The sequence below is a fragment of the Paenibacillus sp. JGP012 genome (assembly GCF_014203995.1).
GTDB lineage: Bacteria > Bacillota > Bacilli > Paenibacillales > Paenibacillaceae > Paenibacillus > Paenibacillus silvae.
The window spans coordinates 40,198-58,136 of record NZ_JACHKG010000034.1; the positions used below are offsets into that span (position 1 = coordinate 40,198).

Genomic DNA, 17,939 nt, shown 5'->3' on the forward strand with positions numbered 1-17,939 from the left:
ATGTATCAAGGAGTTTCCTTCTCTTTTAAGATGCCGAGGACCGGGATCGAACCGGTACGGTAGTCACCTACCGCAGGATTTTAAGTCCTGTGCGTCTGCCAATTCCGCCACCCCGGCATATGTAATATTTTCTTGGCGACAAGAAATATCTTATCATGAATAAATTAATAATGCAACCCTTTTTCCTAAAAAAATGAAACAGGCACTGCAAGCGTCAGCTTACAGTGCCTAGAAAGTCCGAGTTGCGGTCCCGGACTTCCGGTAAACCATCTATATTAAGGGAGGTGTGATATAAGAATACCTCCCCAACATTAAAGAAACCTAAAATCAGCCTTAAATTAAACTAAAAATGCAAAATTGTTTTTACATGCTCTGCCTGTTCCTCGCTGCACTCTACAAAGATCAGAATATGACCTTGCAGCAGCCATTCCTCATAATAACGGGCATCCTCTTCCGTGATGCCTGCACCCGTTAGCGTTAAGACCAGATCATCTGTCTCATTGCCAATCTCATTGCCCGCCAATCGTCGTACCGCTGTTCCGATGGATGCCGTCTGATGCATGCGTTTCCCCAATCCAGCCAATATGCCCTTGAGCGCTCCAAATGCGCCATTCGTTCCAGCACCCTTGAGTGGTTTCGGCAGCCCTGTTTGCTCACTAATCATCTCAAGATCAAGCTGCTCCTTCGCTACAGCACCCAAATGCTTCTCCTCAATGCCTTCTCTTCTAAGATTATTTAATAAAATAATAGCCTCCTGCTCTGTATGAGCAAGCCCTACCAGCAATTTTGTCATCCCGTTCCCCTCCTCTTTCTTATCTACATATAACCCCGAAGACGATGTTCAGTAACGCTAAACGTCTTTGCTAAGTCAATTCACCTAGAACGACTGAATTATTTCTTTACTGGAAATCCATACCTAGTTCTGATAGACTATATAAAGAAGACAAATTAACCATTGAAAACTTTAACCTTGCAATAAATATCTTATTAATCAGGAGTAATGACATATGAAAAAAGAGGTAGAAATTGCCATTCGACGCAAACAACAGGTTATGGTCCGTAATACGAGCGGGCAGACCGTAACCGGCTTCCCGGAACGCACAGCGGACAGTTCCATTCTCTCCTTGCGCACTGTACAGGGCAATGTGTGGATTCCATTTGATGAAGTTGAACAGGTGACTCGCCTGTTGACCCTTCGTTCTCACCATCTGGGTACTATGCAGCTTGTATAACATCTGGGTCGCCCAGCTGTCGAACCACGCTCCTAGAGAACCTCAGCACACTTCAATAGCTAAAAGCTTACCGCAAGAAAGCTACATCGGAAGCATAAGCTTCACCTTTATCACCGGATTTTTCCCTTTGGAAAAGGGAATCGAAAAAATCTGGGGATAACTGCTACTCTCCAGTTATTCTGTCATCGGAGTGGACTGTGCAAAATCTTTGGTTCAACTTATATAACAGCACGCCTATATTCAAAAAACCAGACGATAGACGTCTGGTTTTTCTTTTCTTATGGTTATTGTTTATTCAACAATACTACTTCACAACAAATCTGACACGCGTACCGTCCGGATATGTACTTAACTGATTGCCTACCCAAGAGCCTGCACCGCGATTATCTTTGGGTGTAATATACTGGATATCTGCTCCCGTTCCCCCTTCGGCACACATCGCCATAGGCCACTCATCCCGATCCTTGCCTTTTTTCACCGGCACACCTCGGAGCGAGAGCTCTCTGTTCCCTTCAGCGCCCTTTCGGTCAATCGTGCAAACATCCGAATGCCCCGCCTCGATCGCCTTGCGAATATGGTTCGCTGTCTCGGGATAACGATCTGCAGGAAAAGTAATCGTATGATCAACACCCTTGTCGGTAGCATTGAATGGAGAAGGGAATTGCTGCGGCCACTCTCCACCTGCCCAGGCATATAATGCAATCAATACCATACCTGCTAATGTCAGCATTTGTTTGATGAATCGACGGTTTCCTCTACTGCCTTTTCTGCTGCTGCGTCTTTTACTCATGATGTTCCTCCCCCGTATAACACACTAGCATTATAACAGAACGTCAGTTCGCAGAACAATAATATCCATATAAAAAAACAGCCGGATTGCTCCGGCTGCCTAATGTTATGCAATTTTTCCTATCCTGCATTAGTAATACTCTGTCTGCTTAGGAACGGGACCATTACATGGAACTCCGTTCCTTTTCCTTCCACGCTATGCACTGTAATGCTGCCGTTCATCAGCTCTAATAGCTCTTTGCAAATGGTTAATCCCAGACCACTTCCGCCAAACCTTCTCGCATGGGATATATCGGATTGAGTGAAGGCATCAAACAGTTGATCTATCTGATTCGAAGGTATTCCGATGCCTGTGTCCCGAACCGAGAATGTGAGCATCGTTTCCTCCTGTGAATGCTGCTTCACATCCACTTGCAGCTGTACTTCACCCTTTTCCGTGAATTTAACCGCATTGCTCAGCAGATTATCCAGTACCTGCCGAAGTCTCAGCGGATCACCCCAGAGCACATCAGGCATGCTCAGATCCGCATGGCAGAACAACCGGATTTGTTTATTAACAGCCGCTGGCTCATGGGTCTTCACAATTTGCTGAATCAGCTTGAGAGGCTGAAATTCAATATGCTCCATTCCCATTTTGCCTCTCCCCAGCTTCGCCATATCCAGACTATTATTTACGATATTCAGGAGTGCTTCCCCGGATTGACGGGCCAGCTCCAAATATTCCTGCTGCTCCTCAGTGATATCGCCCATGCCAACAAGCTCAATCATGCCCATAATACCGTTCAGCGGTGTACGAAGCTCATGGTTAAGCTTACCGATGAATTCCAGCTGCCCTCTGCTCGTTTTCTCAGCCGTAGAAGCGGCAAACTTCAACTGTTGTTCCGCAAATTTGCGTTCCGTAATATCATATTGAATCCCCACAAAATACAGGCAATCTCCGGATTCATTGAAAATAGGATCAATATTCAGCTCGTTCCAAAACTTCTGACCGCTTTTGGTATAGTTTAATATCTCCACCTTAATGGATTGTTTCTTCGCTAATGCTTCCCGAATTCGTGTAACCGTCTCGGGGTCGGTATCTGCTCCCTGTAAAAATCGGCAATTTCGGCCGATTGACTCTGCGTACGTATATCCAGTTAACGAGGTAAAATGTTCATTAACATACATGAGCGGAAACTCAGGTGTGGTAGCATCAACTACCGTAACGGAGGATTTTAATTTTGAGATGATAAATTCCCATTGCATTGGGACTTGACTATATAGACTCATGTCTGCTCCTCCGTCTCACATCCTTTAGATGGTATGTGTTGATATAATACAATCTATATTATTGTAACACAGTTATTCATTCATTGTAGTTCTTGGGTAATAGTTCTTAATTATACCGTGCACAACTGTTGACAATCTCCTGCCTTTTATCAGATTATACAGATATCCATTTATGATGTGTCATCATCGTGCTTGTACTGATTATCTGCATTTCCTAACGCCAGACCTCAAGGCGGGGCCGTTAATGGTTAATGAGGAAGGAAGATCGGTGATGAAAACTCTCTTTTTTATCTTTATGGTGTTATGCATAATCAATCTGTGCTTCCCCAAGTTTGGCTGGTACCTGCGATATGGCTGGCTCGTTCAAGGTGAGAGCGAACCTAGCAAATCTTACATGCTTATGGTCCGAATGTCCAGTCTGTTTATGCTGTTAATCGCATTTACTCTTGCAAGGGCATGAACCGATAAATAACTGCAAGAAAAAGACCAGCTGTCTCTCGGGTAGCTGGTCTTTGCCCTGCACTGACGGGAAAATGATAACTTTATTTGTGGTGAGATTTGAATAAGCGCCGTAATATATAAGTATCGTTTCAGAAAGGACATTACGTTATGAATATTGCATTTTATCCATTCTGGGCTGCGAGCACGCTGCTCTCACTCATCCAGGTTATCTCCATTACTACGCTGACCTGCCTGACCTATAAACAAACAGAATCCGTTATTTATGCTGTATTGCTTCTATGTATTTATGCACTCGGTCATACAGCAGCCAGGCTAACTTTCCATTGGCTGACCAAACACTTCGCATCACCAGGACTAATGCTTGCAATGCCCTTGATCAAAGCACTGCTACTCATTGGAGCTGCCTTTGCATCGTCTCACCTGACAGAATATGCCGCTTTATTATATATAAGCTTCATTTCACTCTCGGTTGTGTTTCGCTGGGAAAGCTTGCTTCTGCAGGCTCTTCAGCCACGACTCATTGAAGGAGAGGACTTGGACAAAACCAACAATCTGATCTCATTTGCAAACTATACTGTAACAGGCATCGGGCTGATTATGACCGCAATTACGATCCTGTATGCTAGTATCCCACTGGCACTTTGGATTGCGGTAAGCCTATCCCTTGCTGCACTGGCGCTCATAGGTACCGTTCAGCGCCTGATTCGCAACCCCTCTCAATTTTCACTAAAACTCAGCCCCAGGCACGCACATCACAAATAAAAAAGACGAGCACGGCTAACGGGCTCGTCTACTGCTGTCTCCACACTCTAATCCAAGCGATAATCCGTCAATGGCTTGCCCTGCTTATAATACAAATTCGGCGATAATATATTGAAAAAAATGTGAACATCCGGCATGTCCGCTTTCTCAAGGATAGACTGCATGCATGATGCGATCCGATCATGTATTTCCTGGTCACGCTGAAACATCAAAATCTCGATGGATGCCGGAGAAGGTGTCAGGGCTTGTACATCATGACGCTCTGCTTTCATTCTTTCCTGTGGAAGTTGAGTGATCAGAGCCATTTGCTCGGTAATCTGAGGTACAACCTCCTCCAGCTCATGACCTGTGAATCCTTTAAAACGAATAAACGGCATTGCGATCCCTTCAATCTCTATAATAGTCTCTTATGTGATTTTAAGTACATTGTTTTCAGTTGTCAAATGTCATTCATACCATATATGGCCCTATGAACGAGAGCAAAGCCCCACCAATGTTTTGATGGAGCTGATGCTGCCACACCCAACCGCTAGATTACAGCCAGAAAGATTTCGTGATGATTACGAGCAAAATGAAGAGAACGAGGATAGCGCTAGTCGAAGTCCACGCTCCATATCCACAACCGTAACCATATCCAACATGACTCATTTGATTGGCCTCCTTTGAATTTCAAGGTATGCCATAACATATGCGGTTTTTCTGGCAGTGACCGGGCGGATGTCCAAGTCTAGTCGCCCAATCCTTTGGGGTTGTACATGTTCTCTGTCCGAAATCCACATCATGTCTGCCTGATGTCTGCATTAAGAGCCTTCTGCCACAAGACAAGTGCTCTGATTTTCATAACAAAAGCCGAATCACACCTCAAACGTTCAGGTATGACACGGCTCGGCTCATGTCTTCATTAAACTATGTAAAACTAACCATTTCTACGTTCAATCTGATCATAGATCGCTTGCCCATCATAGCCAGGTTCCCGCGCAACATCTTTTCCAAGTAATATAAGATTTTTCATGCCGTCGCTATTAACGCTGAGAATGCTAAATGCCCCTAAAAGCCATAACAAAGGAAAAAACAAAATGGAAAAACCTTTTTTCATCGCGCGCCCTCCTTCTTCTAAAAAGTAAACTTCTGTTAATTATACGTCAACACTTGAAGGAAAGTTTCATTTTTATGGAATCAATTGAACAGGCTGGATCTGGAGTGAGCGTCACTCCAGACTACGCAAAAGGGCTGCAGCATCCTGATGGTTCGGGTCCAACTCAACCACACGACGAGCATAGCTGAGCGCTTCCTGCTCCAGTTCAAGCTCATAACAACACACAGCCAGTTCATATAAATGTGTTGTCAGATGTTCATCGGAGGTAGCTGTGAGTGATTTCTCCAGAAAAGGCTTTGCATCTTCATACATAAACATCTCCATAAACAACTGGCTCGTTATCAATGCAAGCTGTGCCTGATGCCCCAAATTGTAATAAGCGGACCACATCTGCCTGATACCCGATTGAAGGTCTGACATTTCCTCATCACTTGCATCTGGCAGCAGATATTTAATACGAGGATGAGCATGCATCAGAAATTCGGCATCGTACCCGCCCAAACGCCAGAAGGGCAGCAGCTGCTTCAGCTCCATCTGATGCACATTGGGGTCGATCCACTCCTTGAGACTGAAAAAATCATCTGGACCGAATCGCTCAACAAAGCGATGGTAGGCCAGCCTTGTGTTCACATAACTGATCGGTTTCTCCAGCATCAAAATCATACCAATGTTCAGGTCTCTATAATGATGTGCCGTAAAATAGGCCTCAGCGCCTTCCTGTTCAAGCACATATTGGATTGCATGGTAATTGGCTGAAAGCGAGAAGCTGCCATGCAGCGCAAATTCAGGAGGCTCCGCATATTTCCAGTAATCCAGCCGATGATCCCCCTTATCTGCCGTTATCAGCATGTAACCTGACCGGGACAGCTTGCCCAGACGTTCGAGACAGCTCAGACCCGCAGTCGGAAGCAGAATGTGCGAATCCTCCAGTTCAGCCCGGTACAGGGCGATCAGTTCGGAGTATGGAGCGCTGTTCGAACTATACTCGGGTGCAGCACGATAGGTATAATGTAATGACATCTGTTCCAGCATCTCGGCAGGTTCTTGTGTATTTACATCTTGCGGGAGCTCCACAAGCAGATCACATTCAAATACCTGCCCCTCACCAATATAGATCAACTCCTGCGGAATACTGTCAAAAAAATAATTGGCAATGAGCAGCAGCGGCTGCTGCAAATCCCCCTGCCTTATGGTCACTCCCGACACAACCAAATTCAATTCCTTGTCCTGCATCGCATCAAAGCATGCAAAATCCAGCAGCCCCTGGGATATATAAGCCTGCATGGAGGGATGCTCTCTCCATCCCATTACATTTTCCATAGCCAGGTCTGTCATGACATACCGAAAAGCTGGCAGCTCAATCCCAGCAAGTTCCTTCAGCGCACATAGCTTGTATAATATGTGATGGGCTAAACGTCCCGCTCCTGCTCCAAGCTCAACAATGGTGATCGTCTCGTGCTGTACACCTCTGGCAGCCAAATCCTGCAAAAACGCAAAAATCATCTCCTCATACGCCGTTGCAACGAACGGATTGCTCGTAATATACTGCGGGACCTGGTTGCCCTCCCAGGCCTGCAAACCCTTTTGTTCGTAGTACGCTCTCTGCCACTCCCAGATCGGTGCTTCACTGAACCGGAAATACTGACTTTCTTTTTCTATCTTCACTTGTATTAACCTGCTTTCTATTTATGTATTCCAAATATCACCAATATCATCCGATACAAAAATATCATTATATCATACTTCCTTTTTAGTACTGCCTATTAATATTCCCCCGGAAGAAAAAGCACATTCACGTTATCTAAAATACAAAAAAAGCCTGCTTAATAGATAAGCAGACTCAGATCTCTTGACAGCCAATTCAATCTTAGTCAGAATACAGGACACCGTCAAAGTTCTCAGGACCTACACGAATCGTACCAAGCAAGTTTGTACTGACAAATGCAGTGTACGTTAATTGAGGTGTAATGGGTGGGTTGAAATCGTCGGCAGAGAACGTAATAACCTGTGGTGCCAAGACACTTAAGTTAAATGTAGATGTAGCAGAGTAAATGACAGGGTCTGTCGATAATGTTCCTCGAACTACCGTAATGGTTACACCTACAAGTGCCAAAGGAAGCTGTAAAGACACCGTGCCTTTAAACTGCACCCGCGGGTTTGCTCCAATGCCCGCTGTAGTAACCAAACCGATCTGACCAAACAACTGTGGTGTATTGATGACAAGGATCGGGATGGCGATCGAGTTGGCCAAGCTTGCATTCTGCGAGGTTCTCGCATCTATTAACTGAGTCATGAAATCTACCTCCTATGTGTCGGGATACGATAGTATATGTGAGAATTGTATTGTGACATGGACATACTTACCCTTGAAGAAAAAAAGTCAGATGACTATATAAGTTAAACCATTCATATACACGTGAACGGAGAGGACAGAAAAAACCTGAAAAAGCGGAGCGGTCGCCTTTATCACCGGATTTTCCTCCTTTAGAAAGGGGAATCGAAAAAATCTGGTGATAACAGCGATTGGAAGGTTATTCTGTCATCGGAGTGGCTTGTGTTAACTTGAAATGCACACCAGATCCCTTATAACCTACGAAATTGTCACTATGAAAACAGAAAAAAACCCTTGCATCGCAAGAGTTTTGAAATATGGGCCCTACAGGACTCGAACCTGTGACCAATCGGTTATGAGCCGACCGCTCTAACCAACTGAGCTAAGGGCCCTAGACAAAATAATATATAACAGTGCAGATGACGGCTGTGAATCATCCAGTAAAGCTATATTGCGGGGGCAGGATTTGAACCTGCGGCCTTCGGGTTATGAGCCCGACGAGCTACCGGGCTGCTCCACCCCGCGTCGTTAGAAATAATAAACAGCGACTTAATTAATATACACCATTAATACATTATAAGTCAAGGGGTAATCTCAGGGAATAAATCGCACACCATAACGGCCTTTGCGTGAACGGTATACTTCGACTTCTTCAGGCTCGTTATGACCATATATCCAGCCATCCTGCTCCAGTCTTTTTGCCAGGCAGCCTGCCTGAAATTTAGTTGTGTACAGCTTGCCAAAATATACCCATCTCATGCTGCTCGTCCTTTCTAATGGCATCATATCTTGCTGTTAATTGTAGAATGCCCCTTTTTCGTAAAAATAGCCGCCAGAGATTAATAAATCTCCAGCGGCCATTTAAAATTAAGAATTCACGCTACATATATGTTTTCCCTGGATACGAACGTGAGAAAATATAACTTATTGGAATGTCGCTTTAGGATCCTTCTTCAACTTTTCAAGCATTTCGTTGCCTTTCGCTGCCCATTCTGCAAGTGCTTCTTTTGGTGTCTTTTTGTTTTCTAAAACCTGATTAAAGTATTCCATACCTTTATCACTTACCTGCCATAAGTTAGGCATCTTTTGATACAGCTTGTCGAGGTTGGTATTGGTAGGCGGTACCGGCTTCAACGTGTAGAATGCCTGAATATTATAGTCCAGACCATCTTTCGGCTTGATAAAGCTCTTCCGGGATACCATCTCGTAGCTGCTGCGTGCCTTGATCTTCGCCCAATCCTCACTGTTCATATACTTGATCAGTTCCCAGGCATCATCCGGATTCTGCGCCGAGCTGTTGATTGCCATCAAATTACTCAAGTAAATGTTGCCGCCAATTTCAGGCGCTTCCGGATGAACCGGCGGTGTTACGACGTCCCATTCCACCTTGGTGAAATCCTTCATTTTATCAGCATTTTTGTTTGCATCAATCAGTTGATTAATATAGCTGTAATCGCCGATCGCCATCGCCGTCTTCCCACTCAGGAACAAGTCGCCCTGCATAGGATTGTAGCGCCCATCTGTCTGTTGATCCTGCTGCTCGTCACCTTTCGGGATCACTTTATCAAGCGCCAGCTTGCTGATCGTGCTCCATACCTTCTCCCACTGCGGAGAGTCCACCGTCATCTTTTCTGCCTTATCGTCAAACATCTTCAACTGCAGTGCGTTGTAATACTGCGCCATGGAGTAATACGAAGATCCGCCTTGATAGGTGGAAAATGCCAATCCGAAGACATGATCTTTCCCTTCCCCTTTTGTAAGACGTCTGGCCAGATTAAAGATATCATCCCACGTCATATTATCCGTTGGCGGTTCAACACCTGCTTTTTCAAACAACCCTTTGTTGTAATACAACGCCGAGGAAGAGAATGTAGGTGTCAGTGCATAGATGTTCTGGTCACCCAGATCCTTGATCCCCTCAAGCACACTTGGCACAATATCACTCGTATCAAACTTGTCTTCCTGCATCAATGGATCAAGCTGTTTAACCATATTTTCCTGAATTAGTGCTTTTACTGTAGAGGTATCGGCAATGACAACATCAACCGGATTATCTCCAGTCATAATTTTTTTCAAGCTTTCGAGCGTATCCGGGACTTCTGGCTGCTCTTCCGAATTCCCATATCCGTACATGCTGCCCTGATCGACAGCCGGTACGATCTCTACCGTAACATTGCTATGTGTAAGCTCAAAAGCATCTGTGAATTGCTGACGGAAATAGCTGTCATCCTGTCCTCCCCACAGTGTAGCTACACGCAGCACACGCTGTTCATTATCCTTATTCTCACTAGCTGTACATCCCGCAATTAAAGGTAATGCCAACGTTGCTGTCGCCATGATGGCAAGCACACGTTTCCCCCACAACCTGTTCTTCATCTCACAATTTCCCCCTCATTATTATCTTGGCGGTGTAATGACAATTCGTTCACCATCAAACTCCAATGTCGCCCGGCTATCAATCGACAAAGCTTCCAGATACTCTTTAGGGACCTGAAGCCGCCCTGCACGATCAATAATGACAAAGGCTTCATGAACGTCAGGTGCCCCTGCCTCAGACAGGCCCTGTTCATCGTCAAGATTCGGATTCCGCTTCACAAACTCAGTGCTTGTCAGGCCGTCCCGAATTGCAACAATGCGGTCCACTTTGCCCGCCAGTGTCAAATCATGGGTAACGATAACAATCGTTACCCCGAGTTCCTTGTTCATTTTGCGGAAAATATTCATGATCGTGTCACACGTCTCGGAATCCACCGAGCCTGTCGGTTCGTCCGCCAGCAGAATTTTGGGCCGATTGGACAAGGAAATGGCAATGGCTACACGCTGCTGCTCCCCTCCTGACAACTGATGCAGCTTGTTATGCATCCGATCCTTCAGACCAACCCATTCCAGCAGCTGCATCGCATACGCACGATCACGCTTGCCTCCCAGAATCATCGGTGTCTCTACATTCTCCAGCGCTGTGAGATAGGGCAACAGGTTGCGCCCATTGTTCTGCCAGATGAATCCGACCGTGTGCCGCTTATACTCCACTAATTGAGCATCCGTCATTTTCAGCAGATCCCAGTCCCCCACAACGGCTGTACCGGCAGTAGGACGATCCAGACCGCCCAGAATGTTAAGCAGGGTTGATTTGCCGCTGCCACTGTTGCCGATAATGGCCATCATCTCTCCTTGATTGACAGTCAAGTTAAGGCCTTGAAGGGCAACGACTTCCACATCGCTGGATTTAAAAATTTTGACAAGTCCCTCGCATTGGATCACGTCTACCTCTCCTCTCCCATTTTGACCGCCTGATGGACTCTCAGCCTGCGAATCTGCCAGAGCAGCATGGACGCTCCGATAATCAGCATGACCACGGTTACGCCGTAGAGCTGAAGCATATCCTGCTGTTCAAAGACGATGCGGAATGGCGGAACCTGGGCGGACACATTATCTGTCGTTTGCAGGAATGGCAGGAAGAGCCTGCTTGAAACCTGACCAATACCAATTCCCAGCAAGATCGAAAGACCCGCCGTGAACACCTGCTCCAGCAGCAGCATGCCGCTAAGCTGTGCCCTCGACAGCCCCATGGCTCGCAGTACACCGAACTGCACCACCCGTCCTGAAAGGTTAAAGAACCAGTAGAGCACGTACCCGATTAACGAGATAATTACTGATACCAGGAAGCCCAGACTCAAGATACCAAACACCCCCCCCCTTGAAGGATGTTTTCCCTGAGTAACCAGTTCTGTTCGTACATCACGAACAGATGACAGCTCAATCCCTTCTGCCGCAAGTTTCTCCATTAATGGAGCCACCTTGGCGTCCGGTTTCATTTTCAACCATACCTCATATGGGATTAAAGGCACCTGATCATATATATAATCCAGATTGGCCACGAAGAACGGCATCTGATCCGGGTATTGTGAAGGCCAGTATGGAATGATACCAAACACAACAAATTCGATCGCTTGACCTTGAATACCCATAGATACCATATCTCCGGTTTTAAGCTTGAATTTGTCTGCAAATTTCGAAGAGATGAGCACAGCCCCTTCATACTTTCCGAGTAAATCCAGATACTTGTACGGATGGGCAGGGAACAGATCGTTTCGGAACCAGGCTACCTGGGCAAAATCAACATTATCAATACCGACTAACATCCCCTGACCGCCAGATTTACCCGAAACAATGATGTTCCCCTTCGTTTGCAGTACACGCGCAGCATGCTCTACACCGTGAAGCTTGCGGAACACTTCAAACGGAGGCTCGGAGTAAATAATTTTGGTTGGCTGTGACGAACCGCCACCAGCACCGCCGCCCGGCGCTCCGCCACCACCATTTCCTCCTCCTGCACCGCCGTTTGCTCCACCACCACTGCCGCCTCCGCCTTGCTGACCGCCACCTGATCCTCCGCCCTGTCCAGAACCTCCAGGCTTAATCTCCGGCGTTCCTTCCCATACCGTTTGCATAATAACATCCGAACCGTAACGGTACAGTGTACGCTCTGTCGAATTCAAATCAATGGTGCGGGCCGCAGCCGAGTTATACACCCCAAGTCCGAGTGTCAGCACCAGCAGAATCATCAGCGGGTAGTAGGATGAAGAGGAACGGGACAACTGCGTCAATGTCAGATACAGCGGGACTGGAAGCAGCTTGCGTCCGATGAATTGAATCAGCTTCAGAATCCAAGGGAACAAACGCAGGAAAAACAATCCCAGTGCAAAGATGGCAAGCGCAGGTACGAAGAATAGAAACGGCTGCACCTGTAACTGATCCGTGGTCATTCCTGTCTGGAACGTTAGCATCTGACGTTCATAGAACAAATAATAGCCGTATCCCGCCAATCCCAGCAGCCCGACATCGAGGAACCAGCGCTGCCACAGCGGCGCACGGTCTGTACGAGCCTGACGCCGTTTCGCGGATACAATCGTCGCCCGAGCATAAGTGACTGCTGGAATCAGAGATGCAATGATGGCAACGAGTACAGCTGCTACCCCGAGCAGCACCGCTTCCTTGGATACACCGATCGGAATGGATTTTCGATCAACAAAAGACAAGAAGCCGCTTGCAGAGCCAATGCTTTTTGCCATGAACCACCCAAGAAACGGTCCAACCACCAGCGCTATAGCCCCCAGGAAGATGCCTTCCAGCAGATACAGCGAGAAAATTTGACGAGCCGAGGCTCCGCGGCTGCGAAGCACCGCAATGTCACTCTCCTGCTTTTGCAGCGATTGTCTTGCATTCATTGCGATAAAATAAAAGACCATTGCAATCATCGGCGCAGCCAAGGTAAACAGCATCGTCTGCAGCTGCAGACTCTGACTGCGGAACTGCTTGAGCAGATCACCGAACGTAATATCCACTTTGGTATCCTTCAACCGTTGATACAGATCAATATCCAGCCTTTCCAGCATAGCACTGAGACCAGACAGCTGGCTGGTTTGAATGTCTTTCAGGTCAAAGGCATAATACCAACGCGAGTTTTGAAGCGGAATGCCCTTTTCCTTGAGTAATACGTTATTAAAAACCGTATCATTCACATAAAGCCCGTTCATCATGCCATCGAACCCTTGTACCCAGTAAGGACTGTTTACATCGTCCGCTTTGAATGAACCTGTAATTTTGATACGAAGTGTGATGTCAAGACCACTGTATATCGGATACTCCAGAATATCGCCAACATGCAGATCATTCCGGTACATTCCTTCTTCCAGCATCACGGCCTCGATAATATCGTCCTTGACCTGATTTCCGGGTTTTACGCCGGCAGAGTAATTCACCTGTGCATCCAGCCCGCTCATCGCTGTCAGTGTCATGCTCCGTACCCGGCTTGCATCCACTTTGGTTGGATCTTCAGGACTGACCTCGGTACTGCGAATGGATCTTGTATTCACATACGTACGGAATGGAAAGCCGATGTCACGGGGAACATCCTCGCGAATGTAGCGATCAACCTCATCAAGGCCTCTTAAATCTGTCTTTGCACCCCCAGGTGCCTGATAACTCATCAGCAGTGATCCTGCTGGCAAGCCCTCACTGTTATCCTGCAGTGTCTGCGCGACAACCCGTTTCAGTGCACCATCGGCATACATCGGAATACTGACGGTGAACGCTACCGCCACAATCAAGCCGATTAGTGTACTGAAGGTCATCCAGCGTGTGTTCCACATTTTGCGGAACAGCAGCCGAAGCAATGGCAGCCCCATTAGCGTCCCACAACCTTCTGACCCACTGTCAGACCTTTCAGAATCTCGACATCGGTCGATGTCTGCTGTCCAACCTCAACGTCCACCTCGCGCTTGCTTCCGTCACTCTCAATGACCTGTACATAGGTTCTGGAGCCGATGGAGCGCAGAGCGGATACAGGAATGACAATTGCGTTCTCGGTACGCTGTGTTACGATGGAAACCGTTAAAGGCGTGCCGCGTTCCACACCTTTCGGCATTTTCGCCAGGGTAACAATGACATACTGATCAAGTGATTCCTTCGGAGGAGGTGATCCTCCCTGGCCTGATCCGTTGCCGTTATTGTTATTGTTTGAAGCTTCAGCGGTAGGCATCACTTTGATTTTGCCAGCCACCTTGCCAGCACCATTAATATCCACTTCAGCCTTCATACCTGCCGTAAATTTCTCCAGATCCTCCTTCGCAAACGTAGCCGCCACAACAAGATTGGACGTATCCGCAATCGTTGCGATGGGATCATAGGCTTTGACCGCAGCTCCCTTCTCAACTTGAACCGCAATAATTGTTCCGCTAAATGGGGCAGTTAACGCGGACTGACCAAGCTGTTCCTCCAGATCGACAAGCTCCTGACGAAGCTCTTCAAAAGCGATGGTTGCTTCCTCGAACTCCACCGGGTCCATCTCGTCTTTTTTGCGCAGCGTTTCCTTCATCTGCACTTCGGACTTGCGAATCTGAAGCCGCTTGCCGCGAATTTCCTTCTCCACACTGGCGACATCAAGTACAGCGAGCACCTGCCCTTTCTTCACTTTGTCCCCCGGTTTAACATTCAGCTCTTTGACATGCATGCCATCCAGCGTAAAATATACCTTCTCTTCGCGCTGACTCATCATCTTGCCGCTTCCGCTGACCTTTTTCTCCAGCGTCTCCGTGCGAACCTCATATTCCGGCTTCTTGGAGATCGTTGGCGGTGTGATCGGTGGAAGCACCTCTTCCTCCGATTCGGATGGCAGCAATGAGCAGCCTGACATCGTTGCAGCCAATACTGCACCAAGTACAATAAGAGCTGCGCGTTTCCCCCTCTTCGGAGCGGCACCTTTACTTGAGAAATCTGCCGTCCGCCATTTCATAAACATGGTCCGCAACCTCCAAAATTGTAGGATCGTGTGTAGTCATACATATCGTTACTTGCTCTACTTCAATGATATTGCGGAACACCGTCATTACCTGTGCGCCCATCTTGGAATCCAGTTCAGCCGTTGGTTCGTCCGCAAGCAGCAGCCTTGGCCGGTGTGCAATCGCTTTCGCGATAGCTACCCGCTGCTGTTCCCCCCCGGACATTTCAAAAGGACGGTGTTTCACCCGTTTGGTCAAACCGACCAGATCGAGGCAGTGACCTACTCTTTCCTTCCATTCCGAGCGCGGCACATCCGCCATGCGAAGCGACAGCTCTACATTTTCCCAAGCAGATAACAAGGGCATAAGCGCATACGCCTGAAAAATAAACCCGATTTCCTTGCGCCGCAAAGCCGTTCGCCGCTGGTCTCCCCAATCCTGCAATGGCTGTCCGGCAAATAAAATCTCCCCGCTGGAAGGCTGGTCAAGCCCGCCAAGCATATTGAGCAGCGTCGTTTTACCCGAACCCGATCGTCCTTTGAGCATAACAAGCTGCTGCGGCTTCACTTCCATATCAATGCCTTTGAGCACATGAATGATACGACTGCCCGTCTGAAAGCTGCGATGAACGTTGCGAACCTCCAGAACAGGACCATCATACGGAGGGAGAAGCTCCTTCTTTGGCCTTTTTGCAGCCTTCTGAGGTGGTTCCTCGACAGCAGCAGCAGCCGTCTCCTCCAGAGCAGCTTGACCATCCGATGAGACCGCGGCGACGACAGAAGGCTCGGGTTGTATTATGTATGAAGATGCTTCCGCTGCTGCTCCCTCCTCCGGCTTAGGCTGCTCCAGTTGATGTTCATCGCCCGATTGACTCTTGGCAGGTCTTTTTTTTGAGAATAACTTTTTCATGCCAGCAATCACGCTCATCCTCTCTTGTCATCCCGCGCATTTCCTTCATGCGCCCTAAAACTAGAAATCTGTTCCATACTACACTGAATTATAAACGACTGCTCTCTACTAAAAGTTACAAGCTTTTTACAACGTCAGCGTGAAAAAGTTAATATTTTGATGAACATAACAAAAAAGCATCCCAACATGCGGGATGCCACTTGAATATTCAATCGTTTTGCCGCTGTTGCGGCAATCATTACAATTTTGATACCGTTTGCCAGACGGCAGCTTGTTGTTCATTGAATGATATTATTTACCAAATGAAGAAGGATCTTCACGCCATGATCGAAGCAGTGCAAAATCACTTTCCTGAATCGTTCCCTCCGCGAGTGCAACCTCCATAAGCGCCGTATAGTTCGACAGGGTTTGCAGCGGAATGCCCGCTTCCTCAAACGCTTTTACCCCTTTATCCAGCTGATAACTGAAAATGGCCAGCACAGCCAGTGGTTCAGCTCCTGCCGCTCGAACGGCTTCAGCCGCTTTAATCGAGCTTCCTCCTGTAGAGATCAGGTCCTCGATCACAACCACTTTCTGTCCTTCGCTGATCAAGCCTTCAATCAGGTTTTCCTTGCCGTGGCCTTTTGCTTTATCACGAATATAGGCCATGGACAGGTTCAGCTTCTGAGCAACCCATGCTGCGTGTGGAATACCTGCGGTTGCAGTACCTGCGATCACTTCTGCATCCGGATACTGGTCACGAATGATGGCCGCAAATGCTTCGGCAATGTCGTTACGGATCTCTGGATAAGACATCGTCAAGCGATTATCACAATAGATCGGTGATTTGATACCGGACGTCCATGTGAATGGCTGCTGCGGACGCAGCGCCACGGCTTTGATTTTTAACAGCTGGGAAGCAATATGGTTTGGAATTTGACTTAGTTCGATCATGCGTTCAACATCTCCTTCAAAATAGTTTCTGCTGCTTCACGCGGGTCGGGTGCACCCGTAATCGGTCTGCCAACAACAATGTAATGACTGCCTCTGCTGATGGCTTCACCTGGTGTCAGGACACGTGTCTGGTCGCCAAGCCCACTGCCCGCCGGACGAATGCCTGGGGTCACTGTATGAAAATCACTGCCGCACGCAGCACGAATGGCAGGCACCTCCAGCGGTGAGGCCACTACACCATCCAGCCCCGCTTCCTGAGCAAGTCCTGCATAACGAACCACGGCTTGCTCTACACTCCCGGGAATGCCGATTTCGTTATTCATTGTCTCTACACTGGTGCTGGTCAGCTGTGTTACCGCTATAATCTCGGGTTTCTTCAGAGAAGGATCAGCGGCGAGCGCTGCTTCTGCGCCTTCACACGCCGCACGCATCATGCTGGCTCCGCCCGCTGCGTGCACATTAAACATGTCCACCCCAAGACGTGTAATGCTCTCGGCTCCGCCGCGCACCGTGTTGGGAATATCATGCATTTTCACATCGAGAAACACGGAGTATCCTTTCGCTTTCAGCTGCCGAATGAAATCTGGTCCCGCTGCATAGAACAGCCGCATACCAACCTTAAGATAACAAGGGATGCCCTCAAGGGCCTGTACCAGCTTCTGAGCCTCTTCCACTCCCGGATAATCCAGTGCAACCATCAAACGTCCGGCCATCTCATTGAAATTCGGGTGATTCATAACCCAGCGCCCCTTCCGCGTGCTTATTTTTCCGTTTTTGCCCGAATCGAGTAGGAGGCTACCCATTAGTTGAGTAGCCGACCTCTCACACCACCGTACGTACCGTTCGGTATACGGCGGTTCAACCGCTTGCGTGCA

General features: G+C 47.6%; 19 protein-coding genes and 3 tRNA genes. 3 read left to right on the forward strand and 19 right to left on the reverse strand.

The window, feature by feature from the left end; genetic code table 11:
* Window positions 1–31: 31 nt before the first annotated feature.
* Both HNR77_RS25960 and HNR77_RS25965 read right to left on the reverse strand, forming a co-directional pair.
* Window positions 32–117 (reverse strand) — tRNA-Leu (locus HNR77_RS25960).
* A gap of 226 nt (window positions 118–343) precedes the next feature.
* Complete coding sequence (locus tag HNR77_RS25965; protein ID WP_184190481.1) at window positions 344–793, reverse strand: general stress protein; 450 nt, start codon at window positions 791–793, stop codon at window positions 344–346.
* A 214-nt stretch (window positions 794–1,007) separates the two neighbouring features.
* On the opposite strand from HNR77_RS25965, the gene HNR77_RS25970 reads away from it, so the two are divergent.
* Window positions 1,008–1,232, forward strand: coding sequence for a hypothetical protein (locus tag HNR77_RS25970; protein ID WP_184190483.1), 225 nt, complete (start codon window positions 1,008–1,010; stop codon window positions 1,230–1,232).
* A 304-nt stretch (window positions 1,233–1,536) separates the two neighbouring features.
* Here the strand turns inward: HNR77_RS25970 and HNR77_RS25975 are convergent, their stop codons facing one another.
* Entirely contained in the window at window positions 1,537–2,022 is a 486-nt protein-coding gene (locus tag HNR77_RS25975; RefSeq protein ID WP_260410911.1) for a NucA/NucB deoxyribonuclease domain-containing protein, read from the reverse strand.
* A gap of 119 nt (window positions 2,023–2,141) precedes the next feature.
* Complete coding sequence (locus HNR77_RS25980) at window positions 2,142–3,290, reverse strand: sensor histidine kinase (protein ID WP_184190485.1); 1,149 nt, start codon at window positions 3,288–3,290, stop codon at window positions 2,142–2,144.
* A gap of 271 nt (window positions 3,291–3,561) precedes the next feature.
* Here HNR77_RS25980 and HNR77_RS30865 point away from each other — a divergent pair, with 271 nt between their 5' ends.
* Window positions 3,562–3,750, forward strand: coding sequence for a DUF6199 family natural product biosynthesis protein (locus HNR77_RS30865; protein WP_483874557.1), 189 nt, complete (start codon window positions 3,562–3,564; stop codon window positions 3,748–3,750).
* Between the two features lie 149 nt (window positions 3,751–3,899).
* The gene (locus tag HNR77_RS25985; protein WP_184190487.1) at window positions 3,900–4,514 is read left to right on the forward strand and encodes an MFS transporter; all 615 of its coding nucleotides are present in this window, start codon (window positions 3,900–3,902) and stop codon (window positions 4,512–4,514) included.
* A 47-nt stretch (window positions 4,515–4,561) separates the two neighbouring features.
* Here the strand turns inward: HNR77_RS25985 and HNR77_RS25990 are convergent, their stop codons facing one another.
* The 15 genes from HNR77_RS25990 to pyrF all read right to left on the reverse strand — a co-directional run bounded on the left by HNR77_RS25990 (window position 4,562) and on the right by pyrF (window position 17,801).
* Window positions 4,562–4,891, reverse strand: a complete 330-nt coding sequence (locus HNR77_RS25990) for a DUF1904 family protein (RefSeq protein ID WP_111272233.1) — start codon at window positions 4,889–4,891, stop codon at window positions 4,562–4,564.
* A 157-nt stretch (window positions 4,892–5,048) separates the two neighbouring features.
* Complete coding sequence (locus HNR77_RS30460) at window positions 5,049–5,162, reverse strand: YjcZ family sporulation protein (protein WP_260410912.1); 114 nt, start codon at window positions 5,160–5,162, stop codon at window positions 5,049–5,051.
* A 268-nt stretch (window positions 5,163–5,430) separates the two neighbouring features.
* Window positions 5,431–5,610 (reverse strand): hypothetical protein, encoded by a 180-nt coding sequence (locus HNR77_RS25995; protein WP_184190489.1) that lies wholly within the window; start codon window positions 5,608–5,610, stop codon window positions 5,431–5,433.
* A 111-nt stretch (window positions 5,611–5,721) separates the two neighbouring features.
* Window positions 5,722–7,275 carry a tetratricopeptide repeat protein gene (locus HNR77_RS26000; RefSeq protein WP_311768676.1) on the reverse strand — a complete coding sequence of 518 codons (1,554 nt, stop codon included), beginning with the start codon at window positions 7,273–7,275 and terminating at the stop codon, window positions 5,722–5,724.
* Window positions 7,276–7,477: 202 nt separating this feature from the next.
* Window positions 7,478–7,903, reverse strand: coding sequence for a hypothetical protein (locus HNR77_RS26005; RefSeq protein ID WP_184190490.1), 426 nt, complete (start codon window positions 7,901–7,903; stop codon window positions 7,478–7,480).
* Window positions 7,904–8,260: 357 nt separating this feature from the next.
* Window positions 8,261–8,334 (reverse strand) — tRNA-Ile (locus HNR77_RS26010).
* A 59-nt stretch (window positions 8,335–8,393) separates the two neighbouring features.
* Window positions 8,394–8,467, reverse strand: a tRNA-Met gene (locus HNR77_RS26015).
* A gap of 69 nt (window positions 8,468–8,536) precedes the next feature.
* Entirely contained in the window at window positions 8,537–8,701 is a 165-nt protein-coding gene (locus HNR77_RS26020; RefSeq protein WP_167434093.1) for a hypothetical protein, read from the reverse strand.
* Between the two features lie 165 nt (window positions 8,702–8,866).
* Complete coding sequence (locus HNR77_RS26025; protein WP_184190492.1) at window positions 8,867–10,318, reverse strand: ABC transporter substrate-binding protein; 1,452 nt, start codon at window positions 10,316–10,318, stop codon at window positions 8,867–8,869.
* Window positions 10,319–10,339: 21 nt separating this feature from the next.
* Window positions 10,340–11,203, reverse strand: a complete 864-nt coding sequence (locus HNR77_RS26030; protein ID WP_110898476.1) for an ABC transporter ATP-binding protein — start codon at window positions 11,201–11,203, stop codon at window positions 10,340–10,342.
* A gap of 2 nt (window positions 11,204–11,205) precedes the next feature.
* Window positions 11,206–14,130, reverse strand: coding sequence for an ABC transporter permease (locus tag HNR77_RS26035; protein ID WP_184190494.1), 2,925 nt, complete (start codon window positions 14,128–14,130; stop codon window positions 11,206–11,208).
* Window positions 14,130–15,242 carry an efflux RND transporter periplasmic adaptor subunit gene (locus HNR77_RS26040; protein WP_184190496.1) on the reverse strand — a complete coding sequence of 371 codons (1,113 nt, stop codon included), beginning with the start codon at window positions 15,240–15,242 and terminating at the stop codon, window positions 14,130–14,132. Before HNR77_RS26040 ends, HNR77_RS26035 begins: the two co-directional genes overlap by 1 nt.
* Complete coding sequence (locus HNR77_RS26045; RefSeq protein WP_260410913.1) at window positions 15,205–16,149, reverse strand: ABC transporter ATP-binding protein; 945 nt, start codon at window positions 16,147–16,149, stop codon at window positions 15,205–15,207. Before HNR77_RS26045 ends, HNR77_RS26040 begins: the two co-directional genes overlap by 38 nt.
* Window positions 16,150–16,422: 273 nt before the next feature.
* The gene (gene pyrE, locus HNR77_RS26050; RefSeq protein WP_184190499.1) at window positions 16,423–17,064 is read right to left on the reverse strand and encodes an orotate phosphoribosyltransferase; all 642 of its coding nucleotides are present in this window, start codon (window positions 17,062–17,064) and stop codon (window positions 16,423–16,425) included.
* Window positions 17,061–17,801 (reverse strand): orotidine-5'-phosphate decarboxylase, encoded by a 741-nt coding sequence (gene pyrF / locus HNR77_RS26055; protein ID WP_311768677.1) that lies wholly within the window; start codon window positions 17,799–17,801, stop codon window positions 17,061–17,063. The genes pyrE and pyrF overlap by 4 nt, the downstream gene beginning before the upstream one ends.
* Window positions 17,802–17,939: the final 138 nt, after the last annotated feature.

What these genes read in the sequence shown, in the direction of transcription:
- HNR77_RS25985 (WP_184190487.1), top strand. Translation starts at nt 3,900, where the DNA reads ATGAATATTGCATTTTATCCATTCTGGGCTGCGAGCACGCTGCTCTCA.
- HNR77_RS26005 (WP_184190490.1), bottom strand. Translation starts at nt 7,903, where the DNA reads ATGACTCAGTTAATAGATGCGAGAACCTCGCAGAATGCAAGCTTGGCC.
- HNR77_RS25970 (WP_184190483.1), top strand. Translation starts at nt 1,008, where the DNA reads ATGAAAAAAGAGGTAGAAATTGCCATTCGACGCAAACAACAGGTTATG.
- HNR77_RS25995 (WP_184190489.1), bottom strand. Translation starts at nt 5,610, where the DNA reads ATGAAAAAAGGTTTTTCCATTTTGTTTTTTCCTTTGTTATGGCTTTTA.
- HNR77_RS25980 (WP_184190485.1), bottom strand. Translation starts at nt 3,290, where the DNA reads ATGAGTCTATATAGTCAAGTCCCAATGCAATGGGAATTTATCATCTCA.
- pyrE (WP_184190499.1), bottom strand. Translation starts at nt 17,064, where the DNA reads ATGATCGAACTAAGTCAAATTCCAAACCATATTGCTTCCCAGCTGTTA.
- HNR77_RS26025 (WP_184190492.1), bottom strand. Translation starts at nt 10,318, where the DNA reads ATGAAGAACAGGTTGTGGGGGAAACGTGTGCTTGCCATCATGGCGACA.
- HNR77_RS30460 (WP_260410912.1), bottom strand. Translation starts at nt 5,162, where the DNA reads ATGAGTCATGTTGGATATGGTTACGGTTGTGGATATGGAGCGTGGACT.
- HNR77_RS25965 (WP_184190481.1), bottom strand. Translation starts at nt 793, where the DNA reads ATGACAAAATTGCTGGTAGGGCTTGCTCATACAGAGCAGGAGGCTATT.
- HNR77_RS30865 (WP_483874557.1), top strand. Translation starts at nt 3,562, where the DNA reads ATGAAAACTCTCTTTTTTATCTTTATGGTGTTATGCATAATCAATCTG.
- HNR77_RS26035 (WP_184190494.1), bottom strand. Translation starts at nt 14,130, where the DNA reads ATGGGGCTGCCATTGCTTCGGCTGCTGTTCCGCAAAATGTGGAACACA.
- pyrF (WP_311768677.1), bottom strand. Translation starts at nt 17,801, where the DNA reads ATGAATCACCCGAATTTCAATGAGATGGCCGGACGTTTGATGGTTGCA.
- HNR77_RS26020 (WP_167434093.1), bottom strand. Translation starts at nt 8,701, where the DNA reads ATGAGATGGGTATATTTTGGCAAGCTGTACACAACTAAATTTCAGGCA.
- HNR77_RS25975 (WP_260410911.1), bottom strand. Translation starts at nt 2,022, where the DNA reads ATGAGTAAAAGACGCAGCAGCAGAAAAGGCAGTAGAGGAAACCGTCGA.
- HNR77_RS26045 (WP_260410913.1), bottom strand. Translation starts at nt 16,149, where the DNA reads ATGAGCGTGATTGCTGGCATGAAAAAGTTATTCTCAAAAAAAAGACCT.
- HNR77_RS26040 (WP_184190496.1), bottom strand. Translation starts at nt 15,242, where the DNA reads ATGTTTATGAAATGGCGGACGGCAGATTTCTCAAGTAAAGGTGCCGCT.
- HNR77_RS25990 (WP_111272233.1), bottom strand. Translation starts at nt 4,891, where the DNA reads ATGCCGTTTATTCGTTTTAAAGGATTCACAGGTCATGAGCTGGAGGAG.